Raw genomic sequence first — 22,618 nt, forward strand, 5'->3', positions numbered from 1 at the left:
CCGTTCGTTAACGCGATCGTAACCGCGCTCGTTAACCAATGTTCGCTTGACGAAGGGCCGGTCGGACCGGCTTTTCAGCTGCCAGGGAGGCGGGGTCGCGTGGGGATAACGACAAGGATCAGGCGCGCGACGACGGTGGCGGAGGCCGAGCCGCTGCCGCTCGACAGCATCGTCATGGGCGACTGCATCGCCGCGATGCGCGCGTTGCCGGCGAAGTCGGTCGACTGCATCTTCGCCGACCCGCCCTACAACCTCCAGCTCGGCGGGGACCTGCATCGCCCCGACGGCAGCCATGTCGACGCCGTCACCGACGACTGGGACAAGTTCGAGAGCTTCCGCCATTACGACGCCTTCACCCGCGCCTGGCTGGCGGAGGCGCACCGGCTGCTCAAGGACGACGGCACACTGTGGGTGATCGGCAGCTACCACAACATCTTCCGCGTCGGCACGGCGGTGCAGGATCTGGGCTTCTGGATTCTCAACGACATCGTCTGGCGCAAGGCCAATCCGATGCCCAATTTCCGCGGCACCCGCTTCACCAACGCGCACGAGACGCTGATCTGGGCGTCGAAGGGCGAGGGGGCGAAATACACCTTCAACTATCGCAGCATGAAGACGCTCAACGACGAGCTGCAGATGCGGTCCGACTGGGAGTTTCCGATCTGCGGCGGGCCGGAGCGGCTCAAGCAGGACGGGCACAAGGTCCATCCGACGCAAAAGCCGGAGGCGCTGATCTATCGCGTGCTGCTCGCCTGCACGAAGCCCGGCGACGTCGTGCTCGACCCGTTCTTCGGCACCGGCACGACGGGCGCGGTGGCGAAGCGGCTCGGGCGCCGCTGGGTCGGGATCGAGCGCGAGCCGGGCTATTGCGCGGCCGCCACCGCGCGGATCGAGGCGGCGCTGCCGCTCGACGAATCGGCGCTGGCGACGATGCAGTCGCCGCGCTCGCAGCCCAAGGTCGCGTTCGGCACGCTGGTTGAGACCGGCTATCTCGCGCCGGGCGCGGTGCTGACCGACGCGAAGCGCCGCTTCACCGCCACCGTCCGCGCCGACGGCTCGCTGCTCAGCGGCTGCGGCACGGTCGGCTCGATCCACAAGCTGGGTGCGACGCTCCAGGGCGCGCCCGCGTGCAACGGCTGGTCGTTCTGGCATCACGAAACCGAAGGCGTGCTCAAGCCGATCGACACGATCCGCCAGCGCTATCTGCTGGCGACGCAGCCATGAAAGCGGTGATCCTGGCGGGCGGGCTCGGCACCCGGCTCAGCGAAGAGACCTCGCTGCGCCCCAAGCCGATGGTGGAGATCGGCGGCCGCCCGATCCTGTGGCACATCATGAAGATCTACGCCGCGCACGGCATCACCGACTTCGTGATCTGCTGCGGCTACAAGGGCTATGTCATCAAGGAGTATTTCGCCAACTACTTCCTGCACATGTCCGACGTCACCTTTCGCATGGGCGAGAACCGGATGGAGGTGCATCAGCGCCGCGCGGAGGCGTGGAATGTGACGCTGGTCGACACCGGCGACCAGTCGCAGACCGGCGGCCGCCTGCTCCGCGTCGCCGACCACCTGCGCGACGAGGAAGCGTTCTGCATGACCTATGGCGACGGCGTCGGCGACATCGACGTCACCGCCTCGATCGCCTTTCACCGCGCGCACGGACGCGACGCGACGCTGACCGCGGCGCCGCCGCCGGCGCGGTTCGGCGCGCTCGATATCCAGGGCGACCGCGTCACGCAGTTCCTCGAAAAGCCGGTCGGCGGCAGCGGCGTCATCAACGCCGGCTTCTTCGTCCTGTCGCCCCGCGTGCTGGCGCGGCTGGCGGGTGACGACACGGCGTGGGAGCAGGAGCCGCTGCGCGGCCTCGCCGACGACGGCGAGCTGATGGCCTATCAGCATCGCGGCTTCTGGGAGCCGATGGACACGCTGCGCGACAAGCAGCATCTGGAAGCATTGTGGGCATCCGACCGGGCGCCCTGGAAACTCTGGTGAGCGCCCCTGATAGCGCCGTCCAGCGCGGGCCGGCACCCGCCTTCTGGCGCGGCAAGCGGGTGTTCCTGACGGGCCACACCGGCTTCAAGGGCAGCTGGCTCGCGATCTGGCTCCGGTCGATGGGCGCGATCGTCAAGGGCTTCGCGCTGCCGGCGGAGGAGCCGGGGCTGTTCCACCTCGCCGACGCCGGGCGCGGGATCGAGTCCGAGCATGGCGACATCCGCGACGCCGACGCGCTGCGCGCCAGCCTGACCGCGTTCGGTCCGGAGATCGTCCTCCACCTCGCCGCACAGCCGCTGGTGCGCGCGTCGTACGACGATCCGGTCGGCACCTATGCCGTCAACGTCATGGGCACGGTCCATCTGCTCGATGCGGTTCGGACCTGCGGCGGCGTGCAGGCGGCGGTGATCGTCACCACCGACAAATGCTACGCGAACGAAGGCTGGGTCTGGGGCTATCGCGAGACCGACCGGCTGGGCGGCGCCGATCCCTATTCCAACAGCAAGGCCGCGTGCGAGCTGGTCGTCGACGCTTATCGCCACAGCTTCTTCGCGCCCGGCGCGGGCACGACGATCGCCTCCGCCCGCGCGGGCAACGTCATCGGCGGCGGCGACTTCGCGGCGGACCGCCTGGTGCCCGACGCGATCCGCGCCTTCGCCGCCGGCACCCCGCTGGCGGTCCGCAATCGCCTTGCCGTCCGTCCCTGGCAGCATGTGCTGGAGCCGCTGGCGGGCTACCTCCTGCTCGCCGAGCGCGCCTGCGCCGACGCACGCTTCGGGCAGGGGTGGAACTTCGGCCCGTCGGTGGACGAGAACGTCACCGTCGGCGCGGTCGCCGACCGGCTGGCGACGGCATGGGGCGACGGCGCGCGCTGGGCGCAGGACGACGGCGTCCACCCGCACGAGGCGCATACGCTGAAGCTCGACTGCGCCAGGGCGCGCCAGGAACTCGGCTGGCGGCCACGCCTCGACATCGACGCCGCCCTGGCGCTGACCGTCGCCTGGTATCGCGCGCATCACGACGGCGCCGACATGGTGCGATACACGGAGCGCCAGCTCGCCGATTACGTCGCCGCCGCCTGATCCCGGCGGCGCTATCGACATCCTCCGGACGAGCGCATACCGATCCGGCTCTGTTCCCATCCGCAGTTCCGGTGCCCGCCCCCATGTCCGACGAACAGCGCCCCGACGACAAGCGCGCGGAGATCATCCGGCTCGCCCGAGAATATTTCGACTCCCGTCCGCCCGCGCCGTTCGTCCCCGGCGAGACCTACATCCCGCCGTCGGGCAAGGTGATGGATGCCGACGATTGCGGTCACCTGATCGACGCCTCGCTGGACATGTGGCTGACCGCCGGGCGTTTCGCCGACCGGTTCGAGGAGGAGGCCGCGGCGCGTTTCGGGCTGCGCCACGCCAAGCTCACCGTGTCGGGTTCGGCGGCGAACCTGCTGGCGTTCGCGTGCCTCACCTCGTGGAAGCTCGGCGAGCGCCGCATCAAGCCGGGCGACGAGGTCATCACCGTCGCCGCCGGTTTCCCGACCACGGTCTCGCCGATCGTCCAATATGGCTGCGTGCCGGTGTTCGTCGACGTCGACCTCGCGACGCACAATGTCGACGTCGACCTGCTGGAGGCGGCGATCACCGACAGGACGCGCGCGGTGATGATCGCGCATTCGCTCGGCAACCCGTTCGACGTCGCGCGGGTGCAGGCGATCTGCAAGCAACATAAATTGTGGCTGGTCGAGGATTGCTGCGACGCCTTCGGCGCGCTGGCGGAGGGCAGGCAGGTCGGCACCTTCGGCGACGTCGCGACGCTCAGCTTCTACCCCGCGCACCACATCACGATGGGGGAGGGCGGGGCGGTGCTGATGGACAGCCCGCTGCTCGCCAAGATCGCGGAGTCCTTTCGCGACTGGGGCCGCGACTGCTATTGCAAGCCCGGCTGCGACAACACCTGCAACAAGCGGTTCGGCTGGCGGCTGGGCGATCTGCCCAAGGGCTACGACCACAAATACACCTACAGCCATGTCGGCTACAATCTGAAGGTCAGCGACATGCAGGCGGCGGTGGGCGTCAGCCAGCTCCAGAAGCTCGACCGCTTCATCGCGCGGCGACGCGAGAACTTCGATCGCCTGACCGAGCGGCTGCGCGCGCGCGGACTCGACCGGCTGTTCCACCTGCCCGAACCCACGCCGGGCACCCAGCCGAGCTGGTTCGGCTATCTCCTGACGGTGCGCGACGGCACCGGCATCGACCGCAACCGGCTGGTCCAGCGGCTGGAGGAGCGCAAGGTCGGCACCCGCATGCTGTTCGCGGGCAACCTGACCCGTCAGCCCGCCTTCCGCGACGTGAACTACCGCGTCCACGGCGACCTGACGCGCACCGACAAGATCATGACGGACAGCTTCTGGGTCGGCGTCTGGCCGGGCATCGACGACCAGCGGCTGGACTATATGGCCGCCACGCTGGACGCGGTGGCGCAGGAGATGCGCGGGGACGAAGCGGCCTGACGGGGTAAGGCCGGCAGGCGACCCTGGCGCTGCCGATCGCGCCGAGCGTCGGCGTTTGACGATTACGGCATCGCCTGCGCTCAGTGTTGTTTCCGCGCCGTCGCATCCTCGCTTCCGGCTCCGAGCCGACCAGCATGATCCGGTCACCGGCATCGCCATAGTGGCGGACGAACCATCGGCCATTCGCGCAACGCTCACCCATGCAGAACCAAAGTCGACCCGATCGGTCGAGGGCAGGGTTACCGGCGTCACCTCGATCAGCGCCATGTCATGCGCGACCTACCGATCCGTAGAGTGTGCTTTCGCCGTGTACGCACGCGGACGTCCGCGACAGCATGACGAGCGCTGCGAGGAGGCGGCGCGGCGTCGCTTGCCCGAGCACCTTCGTCTCACCGATCGGCTCGCGACCCGGCCCGGCGCATCACTGCCTGACGAAGGCGGCATCGCCGGCGCCGATCGTGATCGAGGTCTGGCCGGGGCCGGTGTCGAAATCCATGTCCACCGATCCCTGAATGCCCCTCTGCCGAAGCACCTCGCTGTTGCCGTAAGCCGCCGTCAGAAAGGCGAGTGACCAGGTTTCAAACTCGGGCCCGACGATCGTAAGCCTGCCCTTCTGGGCCTCGGGAAAGTAGCGATACGACCAGCTGCCGGCCGCACATCTCGTTCCTTGGCAGAAGCGATAGCGATGGGACGGCGCGATCATCAGCGTCACCGGCGGCTCGATGGCGGTGAGGCCCATGTCATGGGCGACGTAGGTGCCGGGAACCGCACGCTCGCCGTTGACGGCGCAGCCGGTCGGCAACGACACGAGGACGAGCGTGGCTAGGAGTCTGCGTGGTGTCATCTATCCCATCACCGCCCCATCCAACGTCGTGCGCCACGCGATGACCTGATTGGTGCTTCCGTATTTCGCGGGACGCGCATTGTCGTCGACCAGGTGGGTGTTGACGCGCTTGGTCCAATTATCCGCGAAATTAGACTTGAGGCTCAATTGGTTCGAGGCCTCCCACTCCGCAATGTCGTTGCCGACCAGCCTCCCCTGATAGCTGAAAGAGCCAATGACATGGGCCCCTGGCGACCCGATGACGCGAACCCCGGGCCCAGGCGTCGGGAGCAGTCGTATGGTCGGCGCCAGTGGAACGAAGGTGCTCGACAATCGCGTGATGGTTCCGCCGTTTGCCTGAAGGCCGCCGGCGCGATCCTTCCATATGCGCAGGGCCCCGGCGACGCTTTTCGTCGTCGTTTCCGATCGCGCGAAACCGAGCGAGAAGGCCGATCCGACGGCAAAGGAGCGCGTCTGTGGTCCGGTCGCGTTGACGAACTCGCGCAGCAGGAGGGCGGCGTCGGCGTGACCGGTGCTGGCGAACACGCCGGCTGCGGCCAGGCAGGGCGCGCCGACGAGAACGTCGAGCGCCTCCATGCGCGCTCAGGCGTAGGCCGCCGCCGCCGCGTCGCGCGCTGCAGCCCGCGCCACTTCTTCCAGCCGCCGTTGAATCTCGGAGATCGGCGACAACCAGGGCCGCCAAGCCGGTGGGATGATCGACGGCACCTCCGGCACCGGGAACAGCTCGCGCCCGCCCTGCTGAATCAGCCGAAGCAGCCAATCGATCAGGTCGGGCGGGACGTCGATCATCTTCGACAGCCCGATCATGGATGGTGCGACGATCTCGCGTCTCCTGTCGGCTGAATCGTGGCGACGGGCTATGCTCATGATGGCCTGCGTGCAAGGCGGGTTGGTCGATTCCACGTCCCACCGGAACGCGGCGTTGGATCGTGGGAGCGGCCCGGATAGGGTGGTCGGCATGACGCTTCACCTCCTCCCCACCCAGTTCGTCGCCTCCCCGGTCCACCTCGCGGACGGCGCCGCCGTTCGGCTGGCGGGGGGGATGCAGTGGTTCGCCGCCTATGAGGTGCGCGAGGGCGGCGCGCGGCGCACCGTGTCGGTCGCCGAGGTCGCGACGCTGGGCGAGCGGGCGGTGGCGCTCCACGCGCGCATCACCGCGCCCCGCCCGCCGCTGCAACTCGGCGAACGCACGCTGCGGTTCGATCAGCCGGCGATGGCGGGCATCCTCAACGTCACGCCCGACAGCTTCTCCGACGGCGGCGCGCATGCGGGCGATCCGGCGGGCGCGGCGGCGGCGGGGACCGATATGCTGGTGGCCGGCGCGGCGCTGGTCGACGTCGGCGGCGAGTCGACCCGGCCTGGTGCTACGACCGTGTGGGAAGGGGACGAGATCGCGCGCGCCGTCCCCGTCGTCGAGCGGCTCGCCCGCGGCGGTGCGCTGGTCTCGATCGACACGCGCAAGGCGGCGGTGATGGAGGCGGCGCTCGCGGCGGGCGCGGCCATCGTCAACGACGTCTCGGCGCTGCTCTGGGACGACCGCGCGCTCGACGTGGTGGTGCGGAGCGGCGCGCCGGTGGTGCTGATGCATTCGCCCGATCCGAAGGACGGCGGTCACGGCCGCACCGGCTATCGCGACGTGGTGACGGAGGTGTTCGACTGGCTTGACGCGCGCATCGCCGCGGTCGTCGCCGCCGGTGTGCCGCGGACGCGCATCGTCGCCGATCCGGGCATCGGCTTCGGCAAGACGCTGGCGGAGAACCTCCAGCTGCTGAACGGCCTCGCCATGTTCCACGGGCTCGGCGTGCCGCTGATGCTCGGCGCCAGCCGCAAGCGGCTGATCGGCGCGCTGTCGAACGAAGCGCCCGCCGACCAGCGGCTGGGCGGCAGCATCGCGCTGGCGATCAGGGGCGCCGACGCCGGCGTCCAGCTCCACCGCGTCCACGACGTCGCCGCGACGGTGCAGGCGTTGCGGGTGTGGCGCGGGTTGAGGGACCAGGCGCTGGTCGGGTGAGCCGGCTGCGCGAGCTGCTCCTCGGCCCGCCATCGCCCGACGGCATGGGGCAGGGGCTGATCGAGGACCTCCGCTGGCTCGCCCGCTACCGTCGCGCCCGGCGGCGATCCGTCACCTGGCGATCCCCGTCCGACGCGGCGGCGCGATGGTGGCGGCAGCATCCCCGCTTCAGCCGCTTCGCCGACGATTGCGTCGCGCTGGCCGAGGTGGACGAGCGCCGCTGGGCGGTGATGGAGCGCGACTGGCACGGCTGGCCCGACCCGCCGCGCTTCGTCTGGTTCGCGATCGGCGCGGACGCCGGCGTCCACGCCGCCGCCGATTTCGCCGAGTGGCCGGCGACGTGGGGGCCGATGCCGTGCCGCTTGGCTACCACCACCCCGCCGCCCTGAGGTCGCCCGCGACGGCGCGCGCGACCGGCGCCTCCACCCCGTTCGCCAGCCGCAGCCGCACGTTGCGCCCGTCGCGCACGCTGCCCGTCACCGCCGCGCGCGCCACCCACCAGCTGCGATGCACCTGCGCGCCGTCGATCCCGTCCAGCTCCGCCACCGCATCGCGCATCCGCAGCAGCAGCAGCGCCGACCCCGCCGCCGTGTGCGCGCGGACATAATGATCCTCCATCTCCAGCGCGAGCAGGTCGCGGCCGAGATGCGGCGGTAGCCGGTCGAGCAGGCGCGGCGATGCCGGCACGTCGGCACCGGGCGAAACCGTCGCGTCCGGCCCGCGCTCGCCGAGTTCCGGCGACACGGCCTCCTCCCGCCGCCGGTGCGCCGTCACGAACCACAGCACCAGGCACGCGATCCCCGCCACCACCAGCACGTCGCCGTACAGCGCCGCCGCCTCGTCAAGCGTCGGCGGCGACCGCCGAGACCACAGCGCGTTGGCGAACCACACCACCACCGCCATCGGCGCGCTCGCGACCAGCCACCCCGCCACCCACAACGCCGCCGTCGGCAGCGCCAGCCGTGTCGCCACCCCGTCGCCGCCGCGGATGACCGGCATGTAGAGCGCGTATCCGGCCAGGCACAGCATCAGCCAGTACAGCAGCCGCACCGCGAACGGCGCCGCGAAGCTGCCGAACGGCCCCAGCAGCGCCAGCGCGACGCCGATCGCGATCATCACGGCCAGGTCGATCAGCGTCTCGCGCAGCGTCATGCCGCGAGCGTTACCGCCACTTCGCGCATCGCGAAATGGCCGCGTGACGCCGCTCGCGAAGGAACCGTGCCACCGACGCAGCCGCGCTTGCCCGCGATGCGGCGGGCGGCATGACCGGTGACGACCCCTCATCGGAGCCGCCGCCATGTCCACCCTCGCCATCGCCCACTCCGTCCGCCGCCCCGCCGGCGACCTGCGTCCCGGCACCCGCACGTTCCTCGCGACCGGCGCCGGGCTCGTCACCGCCGCGATCCTGCTGGCGCTGGCGCGCGTCCTGATCGGCGCGGCGCCCGGCGTGGCGGCGTTCAAGGAGGTGGCGCTCGTCATCCACCTGCTCGCCGTGATCCCGGCGCTGCCGCTCGGCGCCTATGTGCTGCTGACGCGCAAGGGCACGGCCCGCCATCGCCGCCTCGGCAAGATCTGGATGCTGCTGATGGTCGTCGGCGCGCTGTCGGCGCTGTGGATCCGGCACCTCAACGGTGGCTCGCTGAGCTGGATCCACCTGCTCGTCCCCGTCGTCCTGGTCACCGCCTGGCGCGCGATCGCGAGGGCGCGCGCCGGCGACATCGCCGCGCACAAGCGCGGGCTGGTCATCCTGTTCGTCACCGGACTGATCCTGCCGGGGCTGCTGTCGTTCCTGCCGGGCCGGCTGATGTGGGTCTGGCTGGTCGGGTGAGGGCGAACGCGCTGAGAGCGGCCGCGGCCTACAGCGTATAACCGCCGTCGCTGACCAGCGTCGCGCCCGTCACCAGCGCCGCGTCGTCGGACAGCAGGAACGCGACCTGCCCCGCGATCTCGTCCGCCGTGGCATAGCGCCCCAGCGGCGTCGCCATCGCCGCCAGCTCGGCGAAGGCGGCGTCGCGCCCCACCGCCGCCGCGCGCTCGGCGAACATCGGCACCGTGTCCCACACCGGCGTCTCCACCCCCGCCGGCGCGATCGCGTTGACGCGGATGCGGCGCGGCGCGGCCTCCTTCGCCGCGACCCTGACCAGATGCAGCAGCGCCGCCTTCGACGCGCCATAAGCCGCCACGCCCGCTTCCGCCTTCAGCCCCGCCGCCGACGCCACCGCGACGATCGCGCCGTTCTCGTTCATCGCCCGCAACGCCGCGCGCAGCGTCAGGAACGCGCCGTCCAGGTTCACCGCCATGATCCGCCGCCACTCCGCGAAGTCGAGATCGGCGATCGGTCCCGCCCCGGCGACGCCGGCGTTGACCACCGCCACGTCGATCCCCGCCAGCACCGGCGCGACCGCCGCCCAGAACGCCTCGTCCGCGACGCTCCCCGTCAATCGCTCGACCGAGCAGGGCAGGTCGAGGCGATCGAGTCCGGCGCCGTCGATATCGACCAGCACCAGCCGCGCCGCCCCTTCCGCCGCCAGCCGCGTCGCGACGGCCAGCCCGATGCCCGAAGCGGCGCCGGTGACGAGCGCGGTCCTGCCGGTGAAACGCATGCTTCACGCGGTAGCGTCGCCCGGCCCGCACAGCTAGGGGCCGGCGATGATCGTTTCGGCCACCCCCCGCCTCAGCCACATCGTGCGCGAGGTGTGGCCACCGCTGACGGTGCTGTTCGTCTGGGACGTGATCGTCACCATCGCCTATTTCAAGCTGCCGTTCCGCGCGCCGTCGCTGCCACTGACGCTGTTCGGCTCGGCGCTGGCGCTGTTCCTCGGCTTTCGCGACAATTCCGCCTATCAGCGCTGGTGGGAGGGGCGCGTCCAGTGGGGCGCGATGATCAACGCCTCGCGCAGCCTGGCGCGCGCGGTCCGCAACTTCCTGCCCGACGACGGCGCCCGCGACCTGAAGCGCACGATCGTGCTGCGCCAGATCGCCTATGTGAACACGCTGCGGTGCCAGCTGCGTCGCCAGCCGCACGATGCCGAGGTGCTGCGTTTCCTGTCGAAGGGAGAGGCGGAGCCGGCGCTGGCCCGCACCAACGCCGCCAACGGCCTGATCGACGGCACCGGCCGCCGCGTCGCCGATGCGGTACGCCGTGGCTGGCTCGACACGGTGCAGCAGGCGGCGATCGAGCGCGACCTGGTCGACATCAGCAACGCGCAGGGTGCGATGGAGCGGCTCAAGAACACGCCGCTGCCCAACCAGTACCGTTTCTTCCCGACGCTGTTCACGCACATGTTCTGCCTGTTGTTGCCGATCGGGCTGGTCGAGACGCTGGGCTTCGCGACCCCGCTCGGCTCGACGGTCGCGGGGCTGATGTTCCTGGCCGTGCTCCAGATCGGCGACGACCTGGTCGACCCCTTCGCCGACACCGTCCACGACGTGCCGCTGTCGGCGATGTGCCGGACGATCGAGATCGATCTGCTCCAGGCGATCGGCGACGCAGCGCCCGCGCCGCTGACGCCGGTCAAGGGCGTGCTCTGGTAGGGTAGGGGCGATGCCGATCGACCTCATCTGCCTCGATGCCGACGACACGCTGTGGCACAACATGCGCTTCTTCGCCGCGACCGAGGAGGCGCTGCTGGCGATGGTGGCGCCGTTCGCGGCGACAGGCGTCGCGCGCGAACGGCTGTTGCAGGTAGAGACGCGTAATCTGCCGCATTACGGCTACGGCGCGAAGAGCTTCACGCTGTCGATGATCGAGACCGCGCTGGAACTGGGCGGCGACGCGCTGCCGGTGGCGGCGGTGCGCGATATCCTCGCCGCGGGCCGGACGCTGCTGGCGCATCCGGTCGAGCTGTTCGACGGTGTTGCCGACACGCTGGTGCGGCTGGCGGAGCGGGCGCCGCTGGTGCTGGTGACCAAGGGCGACCTGCTCCACCAGCAGGCGAAGCTGGCCGCGTCCGGACTGGGCGAGCTGTTCGCGGGGGTCGAGATCGTCAGCGACAAGACCGCCGACACCTTCGCGCGCGTGTTCGCGAAGCACGGGGTGGTGCCCGAGCGCTGCCTGATGGCCGGCGATTCGCTGCGCTCCGACGTGCTGCCCGCGCTGGCGGCCGGCGCCTGGGCCGCGTTCATCCCGCAACCCGGCGCCTGGGCGCACGAGGCGGGCGAGATGCCGACGGATGCGCGGTTCCGGGAGTTGAGGTCGCTGGCCGAGCTGCCGGACTGGATTGCCGGGCTCTGAACATCGTCACCCCGGCCTTGAGCCGGGGTCCCGCTTCTTCAGCGTCTTGCTGAACTCGTTTCAGCATCCATGTACGACGGCATCGACAGACGGGTTCGCTGGCGCGACCCGCCGGCCGGGCTTGCGTGAGTTTCGCCGCGGTGCGCGGCAAGCCGCGCTGCGCCTACGCCGCCGCGCTGTCGATCCCCAGCTCGCCCAGCTTGCGGTAAAGCGTCGACCGCCCGATCCCCAGCCGCCGCGCGACCTCGGTCATCCGCCCGCGATAATGCCCGATCGCCAGCCGGATCACGTCCGCCTCGATATCCTCCAGCGGCCGCATGTTGCCGTCCGCGCGGAACAGCGTCACGCCGCCCGCGATCGCCGCCTGCGCCGTCGCGTTGCGCCGCGCCCCCAGGCTCGCGATCTGCGGGAAGTCGTCGCGGGTCAGCGCATTGGCGTCGCACAGCACGGCGGCGCGGAACAGTGCGTTCTGCAATTGGCGGACGTTGCCCGGCCAGTCGTAATCGGCGAGCAGCTGCAGCGCGTCGTCGGTGACGCCCAGCGCGCGCAGCCCCGGCTGTTGCGCAATCCGCGCCAGCAGGTGCCGCGTCAGCGCCGGGATGTCGCCGGCACGCTCGCGCAACGGCGGGATCGTCACCGGCACCACCGTCAGCCGGTCGTGCAGATCGGCGCGGAAGCGCCCCGCCTCGACCTCGTCGCACAGCCGCCGGTTGGTCGCCGCGATCACGCGCACGTCGACGACGCGGGCATGACGCGCGCCGACCGGGTGGACCTCGCCGGTCTGGAGCAGTTGCAGCAGCTTGGCCTGCGCCTGCAACGGCATCTCGCCGATCTCGTCGAGGAACAGCGTGCCGCCGTCGGCCTGTTGCAGGCGCCCGATCTTGCGCTCGAACGCGCCGGTGAACGCGCCCTTCTCGTGCCCGAACAGCTCCGATTCGACCAGATTGGCGGGGATCGTGCCGCAATTCACCGACACCATCGGCTTCTTGGCGCGGGGCGAGGCGGCGTGGATCGCCTCGGCGACCACCTCCTTGCCGACCCCGCTCTCGCCCTCGATCAGCACCGGCACCCGCGCGCGCGCCGCCTTGGCCGCAATCGCCAGCGCGGTGCGGAAGTCGGGGGCGGAGCCGACGATTTCGTCGAAGCCGAGCAGCGCCGGGATCTTTTCGGTCAGCGGCCGCAGCTCGCCCGCCGCCAGCCCGCCGACCGCCGCTTCCAGCGCCGCGAGCAGCCGCTCGGGCGCCAGCGGCTTGACCAGGAAATCGGTCGCGCCCGCGCGCATCGCCGCCACCGCGTGCCCGACCGAGCCGTTGGCGGTCAGCATCAGGATCGGCAGCGCGGGGCGGCGTTCGCGCAGCGCGGCGATGATCGGGGTGCCGTCGGTGTCGGGCGACTGGTGGTCGAGCAGGATCGCGTCCAGCCGCATCCCGTCCTGCGTGCCCAGCGTCGCCACGCCCATCTCGCCGTCGGTGGCGAAGATCGCGCGCCATCCCCCGCGCGCCGCCAGTGCCGCGACCAGCCGGCGCTGCGCCGGCTCGTCGTCGATCAGGAGTAGCAGGCGTTGGCCGTTGCGCGTCATGGGGACACGCCATAATCGGCCAGCGGTAAAGGCCGCTTAAACGCCGCGTGAAACGGCATTGCCGGGTGGCGATGCGCCAGTTAAGCCGACATCGGTATCAGCAAGGTAATGGTGTGATGGCAGACGATCAGGTCGAACGCAGCAGCCTCAAGGCCCATGTCCAGACCTATGACGGCGTCATCGCGCTGTTCAAATGGGGCACGATGGCGGCGGTGATCGTCGCCGCGCTGGTGATCTGGCTGATCGCCCATTGAGGTGAAGATCGCCGTCCTCCGCGAACGCGCCGACGGCGAACGCCGCGTCGCCGCCACGCCCGAAACCGTCAAGAAACTCGGCGCCCTGGGCGCGAGCGTCGCGGTCGAGGCGGGGGCGGGCGAGGCCGCGTCCTTCGCGGACGCCGACTATGCCGCCGCCGGCGCGAGCGTCGGCGACCTGGCGGCGACGGTCGCGAACGCGGACATCGTGCTCGGGGTCCAAGGCCCTGATTCGGCGGCACTTTCCGGCGCTCGGCCGGGCGCCTGGGTCGTGGCCAGCCTCAACCCCTTCGGTGCCCGCGAGCGCGTCGACGCCTACGCCGCCGCCGGGGTGGAAGCGCTGGCGATGGAGCTGATGCCCCGCATCACCCGCGCCCAGTCGATGGACATCCTGTCCTCGCAGTCGAACCTGTCCGGCTACAAGGCGGTGCTGGACGCGGCGGCGGAATACGGCCGCGCCTTTCCGATGATGATGACCGCCGCCGGCACCGTCTCGGCCGCGCGCGTCTTCGTGATGGGCGTCGGCGTCGCCGGGCTGCAGGCGATCGCCACCGCCCGCCGGCTGGGCGCGCAGGTCTCCGCCACCGACGTCCGCTCGGCGACGCGCGAGCAGATCATGTCGCTGGGCGCGAAGCCGGTCTTCGTCGAGAACGTCGCCGGCATCGAGGGCGAGGGCGCGGGCGGCTATGCCGGCGAGACCAGCCCGGAATATCAGGCGGCGCAGGCCGAGCTGGTATCGGCGCACATCGCCAAGCAGGACATCGTCATCACCACCGCGCTGATCCCCGGCCGCCCCGCGCCGCGCTTGGTCACCGACGCGCAGTTGGCGACGATGCGTCCCGGCAGCGTCGTCGTCGATCTCGCGGTCGAGCAGGGCGGCAACGTCGAGGGCGCGGTCGCGGGCGAGGTGGTTACACGCCATGGCGTCAGGATCGTCGGCCACCGCAACGTGCCGTCGCGCCTGGCCGCCGACGCCAGCGCGTTGTTCTCGCGCAACCTCTTCAACTTCCTGAACGCCTTCTGGGACAAGGACGCCGGCCGGCCGGTGCTCGACGCCGAGATCGGCGATGCGATCCGCCTGACGCAGGGCGGCAGGATCGTGCATGCGAGGCTGCTCGGATGAAACATTGGCATATCGCGATCATGGCCTGCGCGCTGCCGCTCGCCGCCTGCGACCGTCCGGCCGAAGAGCGCGTGACGATCCAGGCGCGGGACGCGGTGACGCGCCGGCTGATCGATCCCGGCTCGGCTCGCTTCCGCGACGTCTACATCGTCCAGGATGCGCCGCGGACTCCCGCCGACGATGGCGACCGGCACGTCGTCTGCGGTCAGGTCGACGCCAAGAACCGGGCCGGCGTCCGCATCGGCTTCCGGCGGTACAGCTGGTCGGACCGGGGCGGCGCACCGTGGATCGAGGGTCAGGGCGGGGGTGCCCGCGACCCCTGGTGCACGACCTGAGGAGCACGGCCATGGACTTCATCTCCATCCTTTCCATCTTCGTGATGGCCTGCTTCGTCGGCTATTACGTCGTCTGGAGCGTCACCCCGGCGCTGCACACGCCGTTGATGGCGGTGACCAACGCAATCTCCTCGGTCATCATCGTCGGCGCGCTGATCGCCGCCGCCGCGGCGGGGTCGGCCGGTTCCAAGTGGCTGGGGCTGCTGGCGGTGACGCTGGCGAGCATCAACATCTTCGGCGGGTTCGCGGTGACCGCCCGGATGCTGGCGATGTACCAGAAGAAGGGGCGCTAGGCCGTGGCGCACGCGGTCAACCCCTGGGTCGCACTCGCGTATCTCGTCGCCGGTGTCTGTTTCATCCTGGCGCTGCGTGGTCTGTCGAGCCCCGCGACCAGCGTGCGCGGTAATCGATACGGGATGGCCGGCATGGCGATCGCGGTCGGCACGACGTTGCTGACGCATGTGCCCGGCGAGCGGCTGCGGATGGCGGTCTGCCCGATCTACGGCGACTGCGCGCACGGCGCGTTCGTGATCGACTGGATCAACGTTGGCGAGATCGTCGCCGCTATCGCGGTCGGTGCCGTCATCGGTCTCGTCACCGCGCGACGCATTGCGATGACCGCGATGCCGCAGCTCGTCGCCGCCTTCCACTCGCTGGTCGGCCTGGCGGCGGTGCTGGTCGGCGTCGCCGCGTATCTCAATCCCGAGGCGTTCGGCATCCTGTCGTCCGTCGGTAAGATGTCCGCGTTTGCGGCGAGCGCCGCGCCCGAGATCAACCCGGTCTCTCGCATCGAACTCGGCCTCGGCGTCGCGATCGGCGCGATCACGTTCAGCGGCTCGGTGATCGCGTTCCTGAAGCTCAACGGCAACATGGGCGGCAAGCCGATCCTGCTGCCCGGCCGCCACGTCATCAACCTCGCGACGCTGGCCGCGATCCTGGGGCTGATCGGCTGGTTCACGCAGGACCAGAGCGCCTGGGTGTTCTGGACGATCGTTATCCTGTCGTTCGCGATCGGCTTCCTGCTCATCGTCCCGATCGGCGGCGCCGACATGCCGGTCGTGGTGTCGATGCTCAACAGCTATTCGGGCTGGGCGGCGGCGGCGATGGGGTTCACGCTCCACAACACCGCGATGATCATCACCGGCGCGCTGGTGGGCAGCTCGGGCGCGATCCTCAGCTACATCATGTGCCGCGCGATGAACCGCAGCTTCATCAGCGTGATCGCCGGCGGCTTCGGCGCGGTCGCGGACACCGGCGGCGAGGCCAAGGAACAGCGCCCGTGGAAGCGCGGCTCGGCCGAGGACGCCGCGTTCCTGCTGGGCCAGGCCGAACAGGTCATCATCGTGCCCGGCTACGGCATGGCGGTCAGCCAGGCGCAGCACATCCTGCGTGAGATGACCGACACGCTCAAGAAGGCGGGCGTCCGCGTGAAATATGCGATCCATCCCGTCGCCGGCCGCATGCCCGGCCACATGAACGTGCTGCTCGCCGAGGCTAACGTGCCCTATGAGGACGTGTTCGAGCTGGAAGACATCAACGCCGAGTTCGCGCAGACCGACATCGCCTTCGTGATCGGCGCCAACGACGTCACCAACCCGGCGGCGAAGACCGACAAGACCTCGCCGATCTACGGCATGCCCGTCCTCGACGTCGAGCGCGCCAAGACGGTGCTGTTCATCAAGCGCTCGATGGGCGGCGTCGGCTATGCCGGCGTCGACAACGACGTGTTCTACATGGACAACACCATGATGCTGCTCGGCGACGCCAAGAAGATGACCGAAGAGATCGTCAAGGCGCTCGCATGAGTTGGGATAGGCTGGGCGATCCGTTCGACGTCGTGGTGGTCGGCGGCGGCGACGGGGCCATGGTGGAAGCGGTCGCGCTGGCCGGCGGCCGGATCGTCGCCACGCTTGCCTGGGATGCGCCGCTGCTGGTCGATGTGGGCGCGCTGCTCGCGATCGATCTCGGCGGGTTGGGAGAGGTGGCGCTAGCCGATCCGGCAGCGCTGGAGCGCGCCGATCTCGTCGTCTGCGATCTCGATCAGCTCGATCTGGTCGCCGATGCGGTGCTGCTGTCGGACGCGCAACTGCTCTGCGCGCCGTCGCCGGCCGAGCGCGTCGCCGCGCTGGCGATCGCGGCGCAGGAGGCTGCGGCCCCCGACGGTGTACGCGAGGGCGAGCCTGCCCGCCTGCGTCGCTTCAGCGAAGAGGTGGGGCGTATCGCCGGCGTCCTTGCCCGCCTCGCCGCCGACGAAGGCGCGAGCTTGCTGGCCGATCGCCGCCCCGCCTACGACGCCGGTCCTGCGGGGCTCGAAGTCCTCGTCGATGCCGCGACCGTGCGCCTGGCCATCCGCGCCCGGCGCCTGCGCGCACAGTTCTTCGGCAATGACCTGTTCGAGGACCCCGCCTGGGACATGCTCCTCGACCTGTTCGCTGCCGAGCTGGAAGGCGGCAGGGTCTCGGTCTCGTCGCTCTGCATCGCCGCGCATGTCGCCCCGACCACCGCGCTACGCTGGATCGGCCGTCTGGTAGAGGACGGCCTGTTCGAACGCCGGCCGGACCTGCGGGACAAGCGTCGCGCCTTTATGGGGTTGTCGGCGCGCGGCTCGGCCGCGATGCGCGGCTATCTGGCGGCGCTGGACCGCGCCGGTATGCCGCTGGGATAGTCATTGCCTCTCGCGCGACGGGCCAAGCTGTGGCATCGCGCTAGCCGGAGGGCGCTTAGCTCAGTTGGTAGAGCGCTTCCTTTACACGGAAGATGTCGGCGGTTCGAGCCCGTCAGCGCCCACCACCATCGATCGAGAGGCGAGCGTGCGCGGACAGATTTTGGGCGTGGACCTCCGGACAGGCGAGGGACAGCTCGCCGGCGAAGACGGGCGGCGGTATCGTTTTCGTCCCGAGGACTGGGCGCATCGCGGCGAGCCCGCGGTCGGGCTGCCGGTCGACTTTGAGCCCGAAGAGACGCGGGCGACCTCGATCTTTCCGGTGCCGGCCGTGGCGGGCACCGCGCCCGTCGTGTCGTCGGCACCCGCGCCCGCATCACGCCACGAGCCGACCACCGACCGCAACCGGATCGTGGCGGCGCTGCTCGCCTTCTTTCTCGGCACGTTGGGCATTCATCGCTTCTACGTCGGGCGGACCGGATCGGGAATCGTCATGCTGGTGCTCACCTGCACGGTGGTGGGGCTGCTGGTCACGGGACCGTGGGCGTTCATCGACTTCATCCGCTACCTGGTGATGAGCGACCGTGACTTCGCGCGGCGGTACGGCACGGACTGAGCGCGCCCGAACCGGGTTCAGGCGCTCCGCGTCAGGCTCAGAAACACGTCCTCGAGGTCTGCCTCGCGCGTCGAGACGTCGACGATGCCCAATCCCTCGCGCTGCACCGCCGCCAGCACCTCGCCGGCGTTGACCCGGCCCTTGTCGTAGGTGATTTCCAGCACCCGGCCGCGCTTCAGCACGATCTTCTCGAAGCACGCCGCGGCGGGTGCCTGCGCCAGGTCGCGGTCGACGGTGACGGAGACCACCTTCTCCTGCGCGCGCGCGACCAGGTCGCGGGTCGGCTCGTTCGCGACCAGCCGGCCGTGGTTGATGATCGCGATGCGGTCGCAGAGCTGCTCGGCTTCCTCCAGGTAGTGCGTCGTCAGCACCACCGTCACCCCGCCCGCGTTCAACTCGCGCACATAAGCCCAGAGTTGTTGGCGCAGCTCGATGTCGACGCCGGCGGTCGGCTCGTCGAGCACCAGCACGGGAGGCGAGTGGACCATCGCCTTGGCCACCATCAGCCGCCGCTTCATCCCCCCCGACAGCGTCCGGGCATAGGCGGTGGCCTTGTCCTCCAGATGGACGGCGCGGAGCAGCTCCATCGAGCGGCGCTGCGCCTTGGGTACGCCATACAGCCCCGCCTGGATCTCCAGCGTCTCGACCGGCGTGAAGAAGGGGTCGAACAGGATCTCCTGGTTGACGATGCCGATCGACGCCTTGGCGTTGCGCGGGTGCGCGTCAATGTCGAAGCCCCAGATCGACGCGGTGCCGCCGGTCTTGTTGACGAGCCCGGCCAGAATGTTGATGAGCGTCGACTTGCCCGCGCCGTTCGGCCCGAGCAGCCCGAAGATCGACCCGCGCGGCACGTCGAAGCTGACGTCGTCGAGCGCCTGCTTGCCGCCCGCATAGGTCTTGCATAGCCGGTCGATGGTGATGGCGGCTTCGGTCATGCCGCCGTCGATAGGCGGCGCGCGCGCGCGCGACAACCGCCTCACCCTATCTTAACGGGGGCGATCTAGATCGGACAGCCTGACGATGGATCGGGCCGCTCCCATGAACGACATGACGCGTTTCACCTCCTTCGAGCCGGCCGTCGCCGCGCCGGGGCTCACGGGCTCCTTCGGCCTCGCGCCGATCGGGGTGGTGGTGTCGATCGCCGGATCGGCGAGCCGGGCGCTGCTCGATCGGGCCGCCCTGGCGGTAGCGGCCGGCGACGAGGATCAGGCGGTCGCGTGCGCCGGTCAGGTCGGCGGACAGATCAAGATGCGGATCGGCTCGACATGGATCGTCGCCAACGTCCGCTCGCTGCGGCTCGACGACGCGATGGGCACCGCGATCGCCGCCGAGATCGACTTTCTGGGCGAAGGCGACGAGGAGAAGCTGACCGGCAAGCTCTACAATTTTCGCCGCGGCGTGACGCGCTACCCGTCGCCTGGCGCCGAAGTCTACCCGGTGACCACGTCCGACCTGAAACAGGTCTATGCCGCCGACGACCGCGCGCACGTCAGTATCGGCACGGTCTATCCCAGCAAGGACATCCGCGCGACGTTGTACGTCGATTCGATGCTGGGCAAGCATTTCGCGCTGGTCGGCTCGACCGGCACCGGCAAGTCGACCAGCGCCGCGCTGATCCTGCACAAGATCTGCGACCTCGCGCCCGAGGGCCATATCCTGATGATCGACCCGCACGGCGAATATTCCGCCGCGTTCAAGGGCAACGGTCACATCATGGACGTGACCAACCTCCAGATGCCTTATTGGCTGCTCAACTTCGAGGAGCATTGCGAGGTCATCCTGACCACGCAGGGGTCGGAGCGGCAGGTCGACGCGGATATCCTCGCCAAGTGCCTGCTGGCGGCTCGGGGCAAGAGCCGGTTGGGACAGGAGATCAGCAAGCTGACCGTCGACGCGCCGATCCCCTATCTGCTGTCCGACCTGACGACGATGATCTCGAACGAGATGGGCAAGATGGATCGCGCGGGCGACACCGCGCCCTATCTGCGCCTCAAGACCAAGATCGACGAGATCAAGGCCGACCCGCGTTACGGTTTCATGTTCTCCGGGATGATGGTCGCCGATACGATGGCGAGCTTCCTCAGCCGCATTTTCCGGCTGCCGAGCGACGGCAAGCCGATCTCGATCGTCGACGTGTCGGGCGTGCCGTCGGACATCACCGCGGTGGTGGTGGCGGTGTTGAGCCGCATGACCTTCGACTTCGCGATCTGGAGCCGAAACGAGCCGCAGCGGCCGATCCTGCTCGTCTGCGAGGAAGCGCATCGCTACATCCCGGCGGGCAACGAGAACTCCAGCTCGGTCGGGCGCATCCTCGGGCGGATCGCCAAGGAGGGCCGCAAGTACGGCGTGTCGCTGGGCCTCATCACGCAGCGGCCGAGCGACCTGGCGGAGGGCGTGCTGTCGCAGTGCGGTACGATCATCGCCATGCGGCTCAACAACGACCGCGATCAGGCGTTCGTCCGCGCCGCGATGCCGGAGGGTGCGCGCGGGTTCCTCGATTCGATCCCGGCGCTGCGCAATCGGGAGTGCATCATCTGCGGCGAGGGCGTCACGATCCCGATCCGCGTATGCTTCGACGCGCTGGCGGAGGACAAGCGCCCCGCCTCGGGCGATCCGCTGTTCTCGCAGCTGTGGCGCGACACCGGCGGCGAAGACGCGATCATCCAGCGCACGATCGCGCGCTGGCGCGCGCAAGGGAAGTAGCAGGCGCAGCCACGCCCGTGCCGGTGCGCCGAAGGCGCAGCTACTGACCAGGCCGGCGGGCGGCACCGCCGACCCGACCGACGACGGCTTTGCCGGCGTCAGCTCGCCACGGGAAAAAAGCGGGGTCCCGCCTCAAGGCCGGGATGACGAAGACAGAAACGAGGGGCGTTAGCCGCCGACCTTCACGCCCAGCAACGCCTTCACCCGCGCCTTGAACCGCTGCAATTCGTCGCCTGACAGGCTCGCGATCGAGGTGAAGCTGATCGATTGTGGGTTGATCGCCTGACCGTTTTTCCAGACCTCCCAATGCAGATGCGGGCCGGTCGACATGCCGGTCGAACCGACATAGGCGATGACCTGACCCTGCCGCACGCGCTGCCCGGCCGACACCGCGAAGCGGCTGAGATGGCCGTAGCCGCTTTGCAGATTGCCGCCGTGCTGGAGCTTCAGGAAGTTGCCGTAGCCCCCTGCGCGGCCCGCCATCTGCACGACGCCGTCGAGCACGGCATAGACCGGCGAACCCCAGGGCGCACCGATGTCCATTCCCTTGTGCAGCCGCACGAAGTGGAGAAGCGGGTGCATCCGCCAGCCGAAGGTGGAGGTGATCCGTCCCTGCACCGGCATGCCCATGAAGCCGCGCCGCTCGTTCTGACCGTTAGCGTCCCACCATTCGTCGCCGCCATCGGCGGCCCAGCGCACCAGCTGGAGCGGGCGGCCGTTGTGCGTGATCGCGGCGAGCTGAAGGTTGCCGAGGCGCGTCTCGCCGGTCGCGGCGCGCTCGCGGTCGATGACCATGTCGAAGCTGTCGTTCGCGCCCAGTTCGCCGATCGACAGCTTGGTGGCGACCGCCCGGATATAAGCCTCGACGACCTTCGCCGGCGCGCCCGCCGCGCGCGCGGCGCGATAGAGGCTCGATCCGGCGACGCCCTGCAAACGCAGCGGCGTGCCGTCGATCGCGATCGGGTGACGGGTGAGCGTCATGCCCTCGCCTGCCCGCGTCAGCGTCACGGCGAGGTCGAACCGCGCCCGCATGTCGAGCCGTTCCAGCGGTCGCGGCACCGTCTTGTTGGCGCGTCGCCCGAGCGTCAGCGCCAGCCGCGTACCCGGCGCGATATCGCCCAGCGCCACCGCCTCACGCAGGCGATCGGCGGCGGCGCTCGCATCCGACTGGCTGACGCCGGCGCGCTGGAGGACGTTGGCGAAGCCGTCGCCCTGACCCAGCGTCGCGGCGAGTTCGACCGTCGGTCGCTCGGGCGCCTCGGCGAGCGGCACGACCAGGTCGTTGGCGGCCATCCGCCGCCCGGTGGTGCCGCCCCAGGCGAGCGGCGAGATCGCCTGCGCGCGCGCCTCGTCCCACTGACTGCCGACGAGCGGCGCGGGTGCGGCGCCGGCGAGCGGACCCAGGTCGGGCGCGAGGAAATAGCAGGTGCCGGCACACAGCGCGGTGCAGGTGGCGAGGCCCCGCCACCATTGCCGGCTGCCGATCGCGGACCCCAGGTCGGGTAGCCAGTCGATGCCGGCGGCACGGCCGCGGAACTGTTCCCACGGAGTCGGCGGCGGTGGCGTCGCGGCAAGCGCGCGCCCGAACGAGCGCGCGGCGGTGCCGCCGCCCAGTTCCGCCCCAAGATCGTTCCGCAAGAACACGCGCGCTCGGCTCCGTTCGCCGATGCCCGGCGCTGGGAAGGCGGGTTGTGGGGGCAAAACGTTAAAGTCAAATCAACCGGATATGCGAACGAACCCTGCTGCGACGGGGCGTT

General features: G+C 70.0%; 25 protein-coding genes and 1 tRNA gene. 18 read left to right on the top strand and 8 right to left on the bottom strand.

Features of this window, described 5'->3' with window-relative positions; all coding sequences use genetic code 11:
* Positions 1 to 99 precede the first annotated feature (99 nt).
* The 4 genes from ACOFKS_RS02915 to rfbH all read left to right on the top strand — a co-directional run bounded on the left by ACOFKS_RS02915 (position 100) and on the right by rfbH (position 4,500).
* Positions 100 to 1,224: a site-specific DNA-methyltransferase gene (locus ACOFKS_RS02915; protein ID WP_419807746.1), complete on the top strand. Its 1,125-nt coding sequence runs from the start codon at positions 100 to 102 to the stop codon at positions 1,222 to 1,224.
* On the top strand, positions 1,221 to 1,991 hold the full coding sequence (gene rfbF / locus ACOFKS_RS02920) for a glucose-1-phosphate cytidylyltransferase (RefSeq protein ID WP_419807747.1): 771 nt from the start codon (positions 1,221 to 1,223) through the stop codon (positions 1,989 to 1,991). Before ACOFKS_RS02915 ends, rfbF begins: the two co-directional genes overlap by 4 nt.
* Positions 1,988 to 3,073: a CDP-glucose 4,6-dehydratase gene (rfbG, locus tag ACOFKS_RS02925; protein WP_419807748.1), complete on the top strand. Its 1,086-nt coding sequence runs from the start codon at positions 1,988 to 1,990 to the stop codon at positions 3,071 to 3,073. The genes rfbF and rfbG overlap by 4 nt, the downstream gene beginning before the upstream one ends.
* 83 nt (positions 3,074 to 3,156) lie before the next feature.
* Positions 3,157 to 4,500 carry a lipopolysaccharide biosynthesis protein RfbH gene (gene rfbH, locus ACOFKS_RS02930; protein ID WP_419807749.1) on the top strand — a complete coding sequence of 448 codons (1,344 nt, stop codon included), beginning with the start codon at positions 3,157 to 3,159 and terminating at the stop codon, positions 4,498 to 4,500.
* A 421-nt stretch (positions 4,501 to 4,921) separates the two neighbouring features.
* Here the strand turns inward: rfbH and ACOFKS_RS02935 are convergent, their stop codons facing one another.
* Genes ACOFKS_RS02935 through ACOFKS_RS02945 form a run of 3 tightly spaced genes read right to left on the bottom strand, consistent with a single transcriptional unit; the run spans position 4,922 to position 6,304 of the window.
* Positions 4,922 to 5,308, bottom strand: a complete 387-nt coding sequence (locus ACOFKS_RS02935; protein ID WP_419807750.1) for a hypothetical protein — start codon at positions 5,306 to 5,308, stop codon at positions 4,922 to 4,924.
* Between the two features lie 36 nt (positions 5,309 to 5,344).
* The gene (locus tag ACOFKS_RS02940) at positions 5,345 to 5,920 is read right to left on the bottom strand and encodes a hypothetical protein (protein ID WP_419807751.1); all 576 of its coding nucleotides are present in this window, start codon (positions 5,918 to 5,920) and stop codon (positions 5,345 to 5,347) included.
* 6 nt (positions 5,921 to 5,926) lie between these two features.
* Positions 5,927 to 6,304: a hypothetical protein gene (locus ACOFKS_RS02945; RefSeq protein ID WP_419807752.1), complete on the bottom strand. Its 378-nt coding sequence runs from the start codon at positions 6,302 to 6,304 to the stop codon at positions 5,927 to 5,929.
* Here ACOFKS_RS02945 and folP point away from each other — a divergent pair.
* Together folP and ACOFKS_RS02955 are read left to right on the top strand one after the other, a co-directional pair.
* On the top strand, positions 6,303 to 7,355 hold the full coding sequence (gene folP, locus ACOFKS_RS02950; RefSeq protein ID WP_419807753.1) for a dihydropteroate synthase: 1,053 nt from the start codon (positions 6,303 to 6,305) through the stop codon (positions 7,353 to 7,355). The two genes, ACOFKS_RS02945 and folP, sit on opposite strands and share 2 nt — an antisense overlap.
* Positions 7,352 to 7,744: a hypothetical protein gene (locus ACOFKS_RS02955; protein ID WP_419807754.1), complete on the top strand. Its 393-nt coding sequence runs from the start codon at positions 7,352 to 7,354 to the stop codon at positions 7,742 to 7,744. The genes folP and ACOFKS_RS02955 overlap by 4 nt, the downstream gene beginning before the upstream one ends.
* Here the strand turns inward: ACOFKS_RS02955 and ACOFKS_RS02960 are convergent.
* Positions 7,722 to 8,507, bottom strand: coding sequence for a LytTR family DNA-binding domain-containing protein (locus ACOFKS_RS02960; protein ID WP_419807755.1), 786 nt, complete (start codon positions 8,505 to 8,507; stop codon positions 7,722 to 7,724). The two genes, ACOFKS_RS02955 and ACOFKS_RS02960, sit on opposite strands and share 23 nt — an antisense overlap.
* A gap of 145 nt (positions 8,508 to 8,652) precedes the next feature.
* Here ACOFKS_RS02960 and ACOFKS_RS02965 point away from each other — a divergent pair, with 145 nt between their 5' ends.
* On the top strand, positions 8,653 to 9,183 hold the full coding sequence (locus ACOFKS_RS02965) for a DUF2306 domain-containing protein (RefSeq protein ID WP_419807756.1): 531 nt from the start codon (positions 8,653 to 8,655) through the stop codon (positions 9,181 to 9,183).
* A gap of 28 nt (positions 9,184 to 9,211) precedes the next feature.
* On the opposite strand, the gene ACOFKS_RS02970 is transcribed toward ACOFKS_RS02965, so the two are convergent.
* A complete protein-coding gene (locus ACOFKS_RS02970) occupies positions 9,212 to 9,958 on the bottom strand; it encodes an SDR family NAD(P)-dependent oxidoreductase (protein ID WP_419807757.1) in 747 nt (248 codons plus the stop codon).
* Positions 9,959 to 10,004: 46 nt separating this feature from the next.
* Between ACOFKS_RS02970 and ACOFKS_RS02975 the strand changes: the two genes are divergently transcribed.
* Both ACOFKS_RS02975 and ACOFKS_RS02980 read left to right on the top strand, forming a co-directional pair.
* Complete coding sequence (locus ACOFKS_RS02975; RefSeq protein ID WP_419807758.1) at positions 10,005 to 10,889, top strand: bestrophin family protein; 885 nt, start codon at positions 10,005 to 10,007, stop codon at positions 10,887 to 10,889.
* Between the two features lie 10 nt (positions 10,890 to 10,899).
* Entirely contained in the window at positions 10,900 to 11,589 is a 690-nt protein-coding gene (locus ACOFKS_RS02980) for an HAD family hydrolase (protein WP_419807759.1), read from the top strand.
* Between the two features lie 163 nt (positions 11,590 to 11,752).
* Here ACOFKS_RS02980 and ACOFKS_RS02985 read toward each other — a convergent pair whose 3' ends face one another.
* Positions 11,753 to 13,168 (bottom strand): sigma-54-dependent transcriptional regulator, encoded by a 1,416-nt coding sequence (locus ACOFKS_RS02985; RefSeq protein ID WP_419807760.1) that lies wholly within the window; start codon positions 13,166 to 13,168, stop codon positions 11,753 to 11,755.
* Between the two features lie 116 nt (positions 13,169 to 13,284).
* On the opposite strand from ACOFKS_RS02985, the gene ACOFKS_RS02990 reads away from it, so the two are divergent.
* From ACOFKS_RS02990 to ACOFKS_RS03025, 8 genes are all read left to right on the top strand, one after another.
* On the top strand, positions 13,285 to 13,422 hold the full coding sequence (locus tag ACOFKS_RS02990; protein WP_419807761.1) for an aa3-type cytochrome c oxidase subunit IV: 138 nt from the start codon (positions 13,285 to 13,287) through the stop codon (positions 13,420 to 13,422).
* Position 13,423: 1 nt separating this feature from the next.
* Positions 13,424 to 14,545 carry an NAD(P) transhydrogenase subunit alpha gene (locus ACOFKS_RS02995; protein ID WP_419807762.1) on the top strand — a complete coding sequence of 374 codons (1,122 nt, stop codon included), beginning with the start codon at positions 13,424 to 13,426 and terminating at the stop codon, positions 14,543 to 14,545.
* Positions 14,542 to 14,880: a hypothetical protein gene (locus ACOFKS_RS03000; protein WP_419807763.1), complete on the top strand. Its 339-nt coding sequence runs from the start codon at positions 14,542 to 14,544 to the stop codon at positions 14,878 to 14,880. Before ACOFKS_RS02995 ends, ACOFKS_RS03000 begins: the two co-directional genes overlap by 4 nt.
* 11 nt (positions 14,881 to 14,891) lie before the next feature.
* Complete coding sequence (locus ACOFKS_RS03005; RefSeq protein WP_419807764.1) at positions 14,892 to 15,173, top strand: proton-translocating transhydrogenase family protein; 282 nt, start codon at positions 14,892 to 14,894, stop codon at positions 15,171 to 15,173.
* A 3-nt stretch (positions 15,174 to 15,176) separates the two neighbouring features.
* A complete protein-coding gene (locus tag ACOFKS_RS03010; RefSeq protein WP_419807765.1) occupies positions 15,177 to 16,685 on the top strand; it encodes an NAD(P)(+) transhydrogenase (Re/Si-specific) subunit beta in 1,509 nt (502 codons plus the stop codon).
* A complete protein-coding gene (locus tag ACOFKS_RS03015; protein ID WP_419807766.1) occupies positions 16,682 to 17,545 on the top strand; it encodes a hypothetical protein in 864 nt (287 codons plus the stop codon). Before ACOFKS_RS03010 ends, ACOFKS_RS03015 begins: the two co-directional genes overlap by 4 nt.
* 49 nt (positions 17,546 to 17,594) lie before the next feature.
* Positions 17,595 to 17,670 (top strand) — tRNA-Val (locus ACOFKS_RS03020).
* Between the two features lie 41 nt (positions 17,671 to 17,711).
* Positions 17,712 to 18,158: a TM2 domain-containing protein gene (locus tag ACOFKS_RS03025; protein WP_419807767.1), complete on the top strand. Its 447-nt coding sequence runs from the start codon at positions 17,712 to 17,714 to the stop codon at positions 18,156 to 18,158.
* Positions 18,159 to 18,175: 17 nt separating this feature from the next.
* Here ACOFKS_RS03025 and ACOFKS_RS03030 read toward each other — a convergent pair whose 3' ends face one another.
* Entirely contained in the window at positions 18,176 to 19,093 is a 918-nt protein-coding gene (locus ACOFKS_RS03030; protein ID WP_419807768.1) for an ABC transporter ATP-binding protein, read from the bottom strand.
* A gap of 103 nt (positions 19,094 to 19,196) precedes the next feature.
* Between ACOFKS_RS03030 and ACOFKS_RS03035 the strand changes: the two genes are divergently transcribed.
* Positions 19,197 to 20,861 carry an ATP-binding protein gene (locus tag ACOFKS_RS03035; protein ID WP_419807769.1) on the top strand — a complete coding sequence of 555 codons (1,665 nt, stop codon included), beginning with the start codon at positions 19,197 to 19,199 and terminating at the stop codon, positions 20,859 to 20,861.
* Positions 20,862 to 21,029: 168 nt separating this feature from the next.
* On the opposite strand, the gene ACOFKS_RS03040 is transcribed toward ACOFKS_RS03035, so the two are convergent.
* The gene (locus tag ACOFKS_RS03040; RefSeq protein ID WP_419807770.1) at positions 21,030 to 22,505 is read right to left on the bottom strand and encodes a M23 family metallopeptidase; all 1,476 of its coding nucleotides are present in this window, start codon (positions 22,503 to 22,505) and stop codon (positions 21,030 to 21,032) included.
* Positions 22,506 to 22,618 lie beyond the last annotated feature (113 nt).

The organism is Sphingomonas sp., assembly GCF_965200135.1.
Taxonomy (GTDB): domain Bacteria; phylum Pseudomonadota; class Alphaproteobacteria; order Sphingomonadales; family Sphingomonadaceae; genus Sphingomonas.

Coding starts and splice junctions, on each gene's coding strand:
- rfbF (WP_419807747.1), top strand. CDS start 1,221: ATGAAAGCGGTGATCCTGGCGGGCGGGCTCGGCACCCGGCTCAGCGAA.
- rfbH (WP_419807749.1), top strand. CDS start 3,157: ATGTCCGACGAACAGCGCCCCGACGACAAGCGCGCGGAGATCATCCGG.
- ACOFKS_RS02940 (WP_419807751.1), bottom strand. CDS start 5,920: ATGGAGGCGCTCGACGTTCTCGTCGGCGCGCCCTGCCTGGCCGCAGCC.
- folP (WP_419807753.1), top strand. CDS start 6,303: ATGACGCTTCACCTCCTCCCCACCCAGTTCGTCGCCTCCCCGGTCCAC.
- ACOFKS_RS02945 (WP_419807752.1), bottom strand. CDS start 6,304: ATGCCGACCACCCTATCCGGGCCGCTCCCACGATCCAACGCCGCGTTC.
- ACOFKS_RS02960 (WP_419807755.1), bottom strand. CDS start 8,507: ATGACGCTGCGCGAGACGCTGATCGACCTGGCCGTGATGATCGCGATC.
- ACOFKS_RS02965 (WP_419807756.1), top strand. CDS start 8,653: ATGTCCACCCTCGCCATCGCCCACTCCGTCCGCCGCCCCGCCGGCGAC.
- ACOFKS_RS02970 (WP_419807757.1), bottom strand. CDS start 9,958: ATGCGTTTCACCGGCAGGACCGCGCTCGTCACCGGCGCCGCTTCGGGC.
- ACOFKS_RS02975 (WP_419807758.1), top strand. CDS start 10,005: ATGATCGTTTCGGCCACCCCCCGCCTCAGCCACATCGTGCGCGAGGTG.
- ACOFKS_RS02980 (WP_419807759.1), top strand. CDS start 10,900: ATGCCGATCGACCTCATCTGCCTCGATGCCGACGACACGCTGTGGCAC.
- ACOFKS_RS02985 (WP_419807760.1), bottom strand. CDS start 13,168: ATGACGCGCAACGGCCAACGCCTGCTACTCCTGATCGACGACGAGCCG.
- ACOFKS_RS02990 (WP_419807761.1), top strand. CDS start 13,285: ATGGCAGACGATCAGGTCGAACGCAGCAGCCTCAAGGCCCATGTCCAG.
- ACOFKS_RS03000 (WP_419807763.1), top strand. CDS start 14,542: ATGAAACATTGGCATATCGCGATCATGGCCTGCGCGCTGCCGCTCGCC.
- ACOFKS_RS03005 (WP_419807764.1), top strand. CDS start 14,892: ATGGACTTCATCTCCATCCTTTCCATCTTCGTGATGGCCTGCTTCGTC.
- ACOFKS_RS03015 (WP_419807766.1), top strand. CDS start 16,682: ATGAGTTGGGATAGGCTGGGCGATCCGTTCGACGTCGTGGTGGTCGGC.
- ACOFKS_RS03030 (WP_419807768.1), bottom strand. CDS start 19,093: ATGACCGAAGCCGCCATCACCATCGACCGGCTATGCAAGACCTATGCG.
- ACOFKS_RS03035 (WP_419807769.1), top strand. CDS start 19,197: ATGAACGACATGACGCGTTTCACCTCCTTCGAGCCGGCCGTCGCCGCG.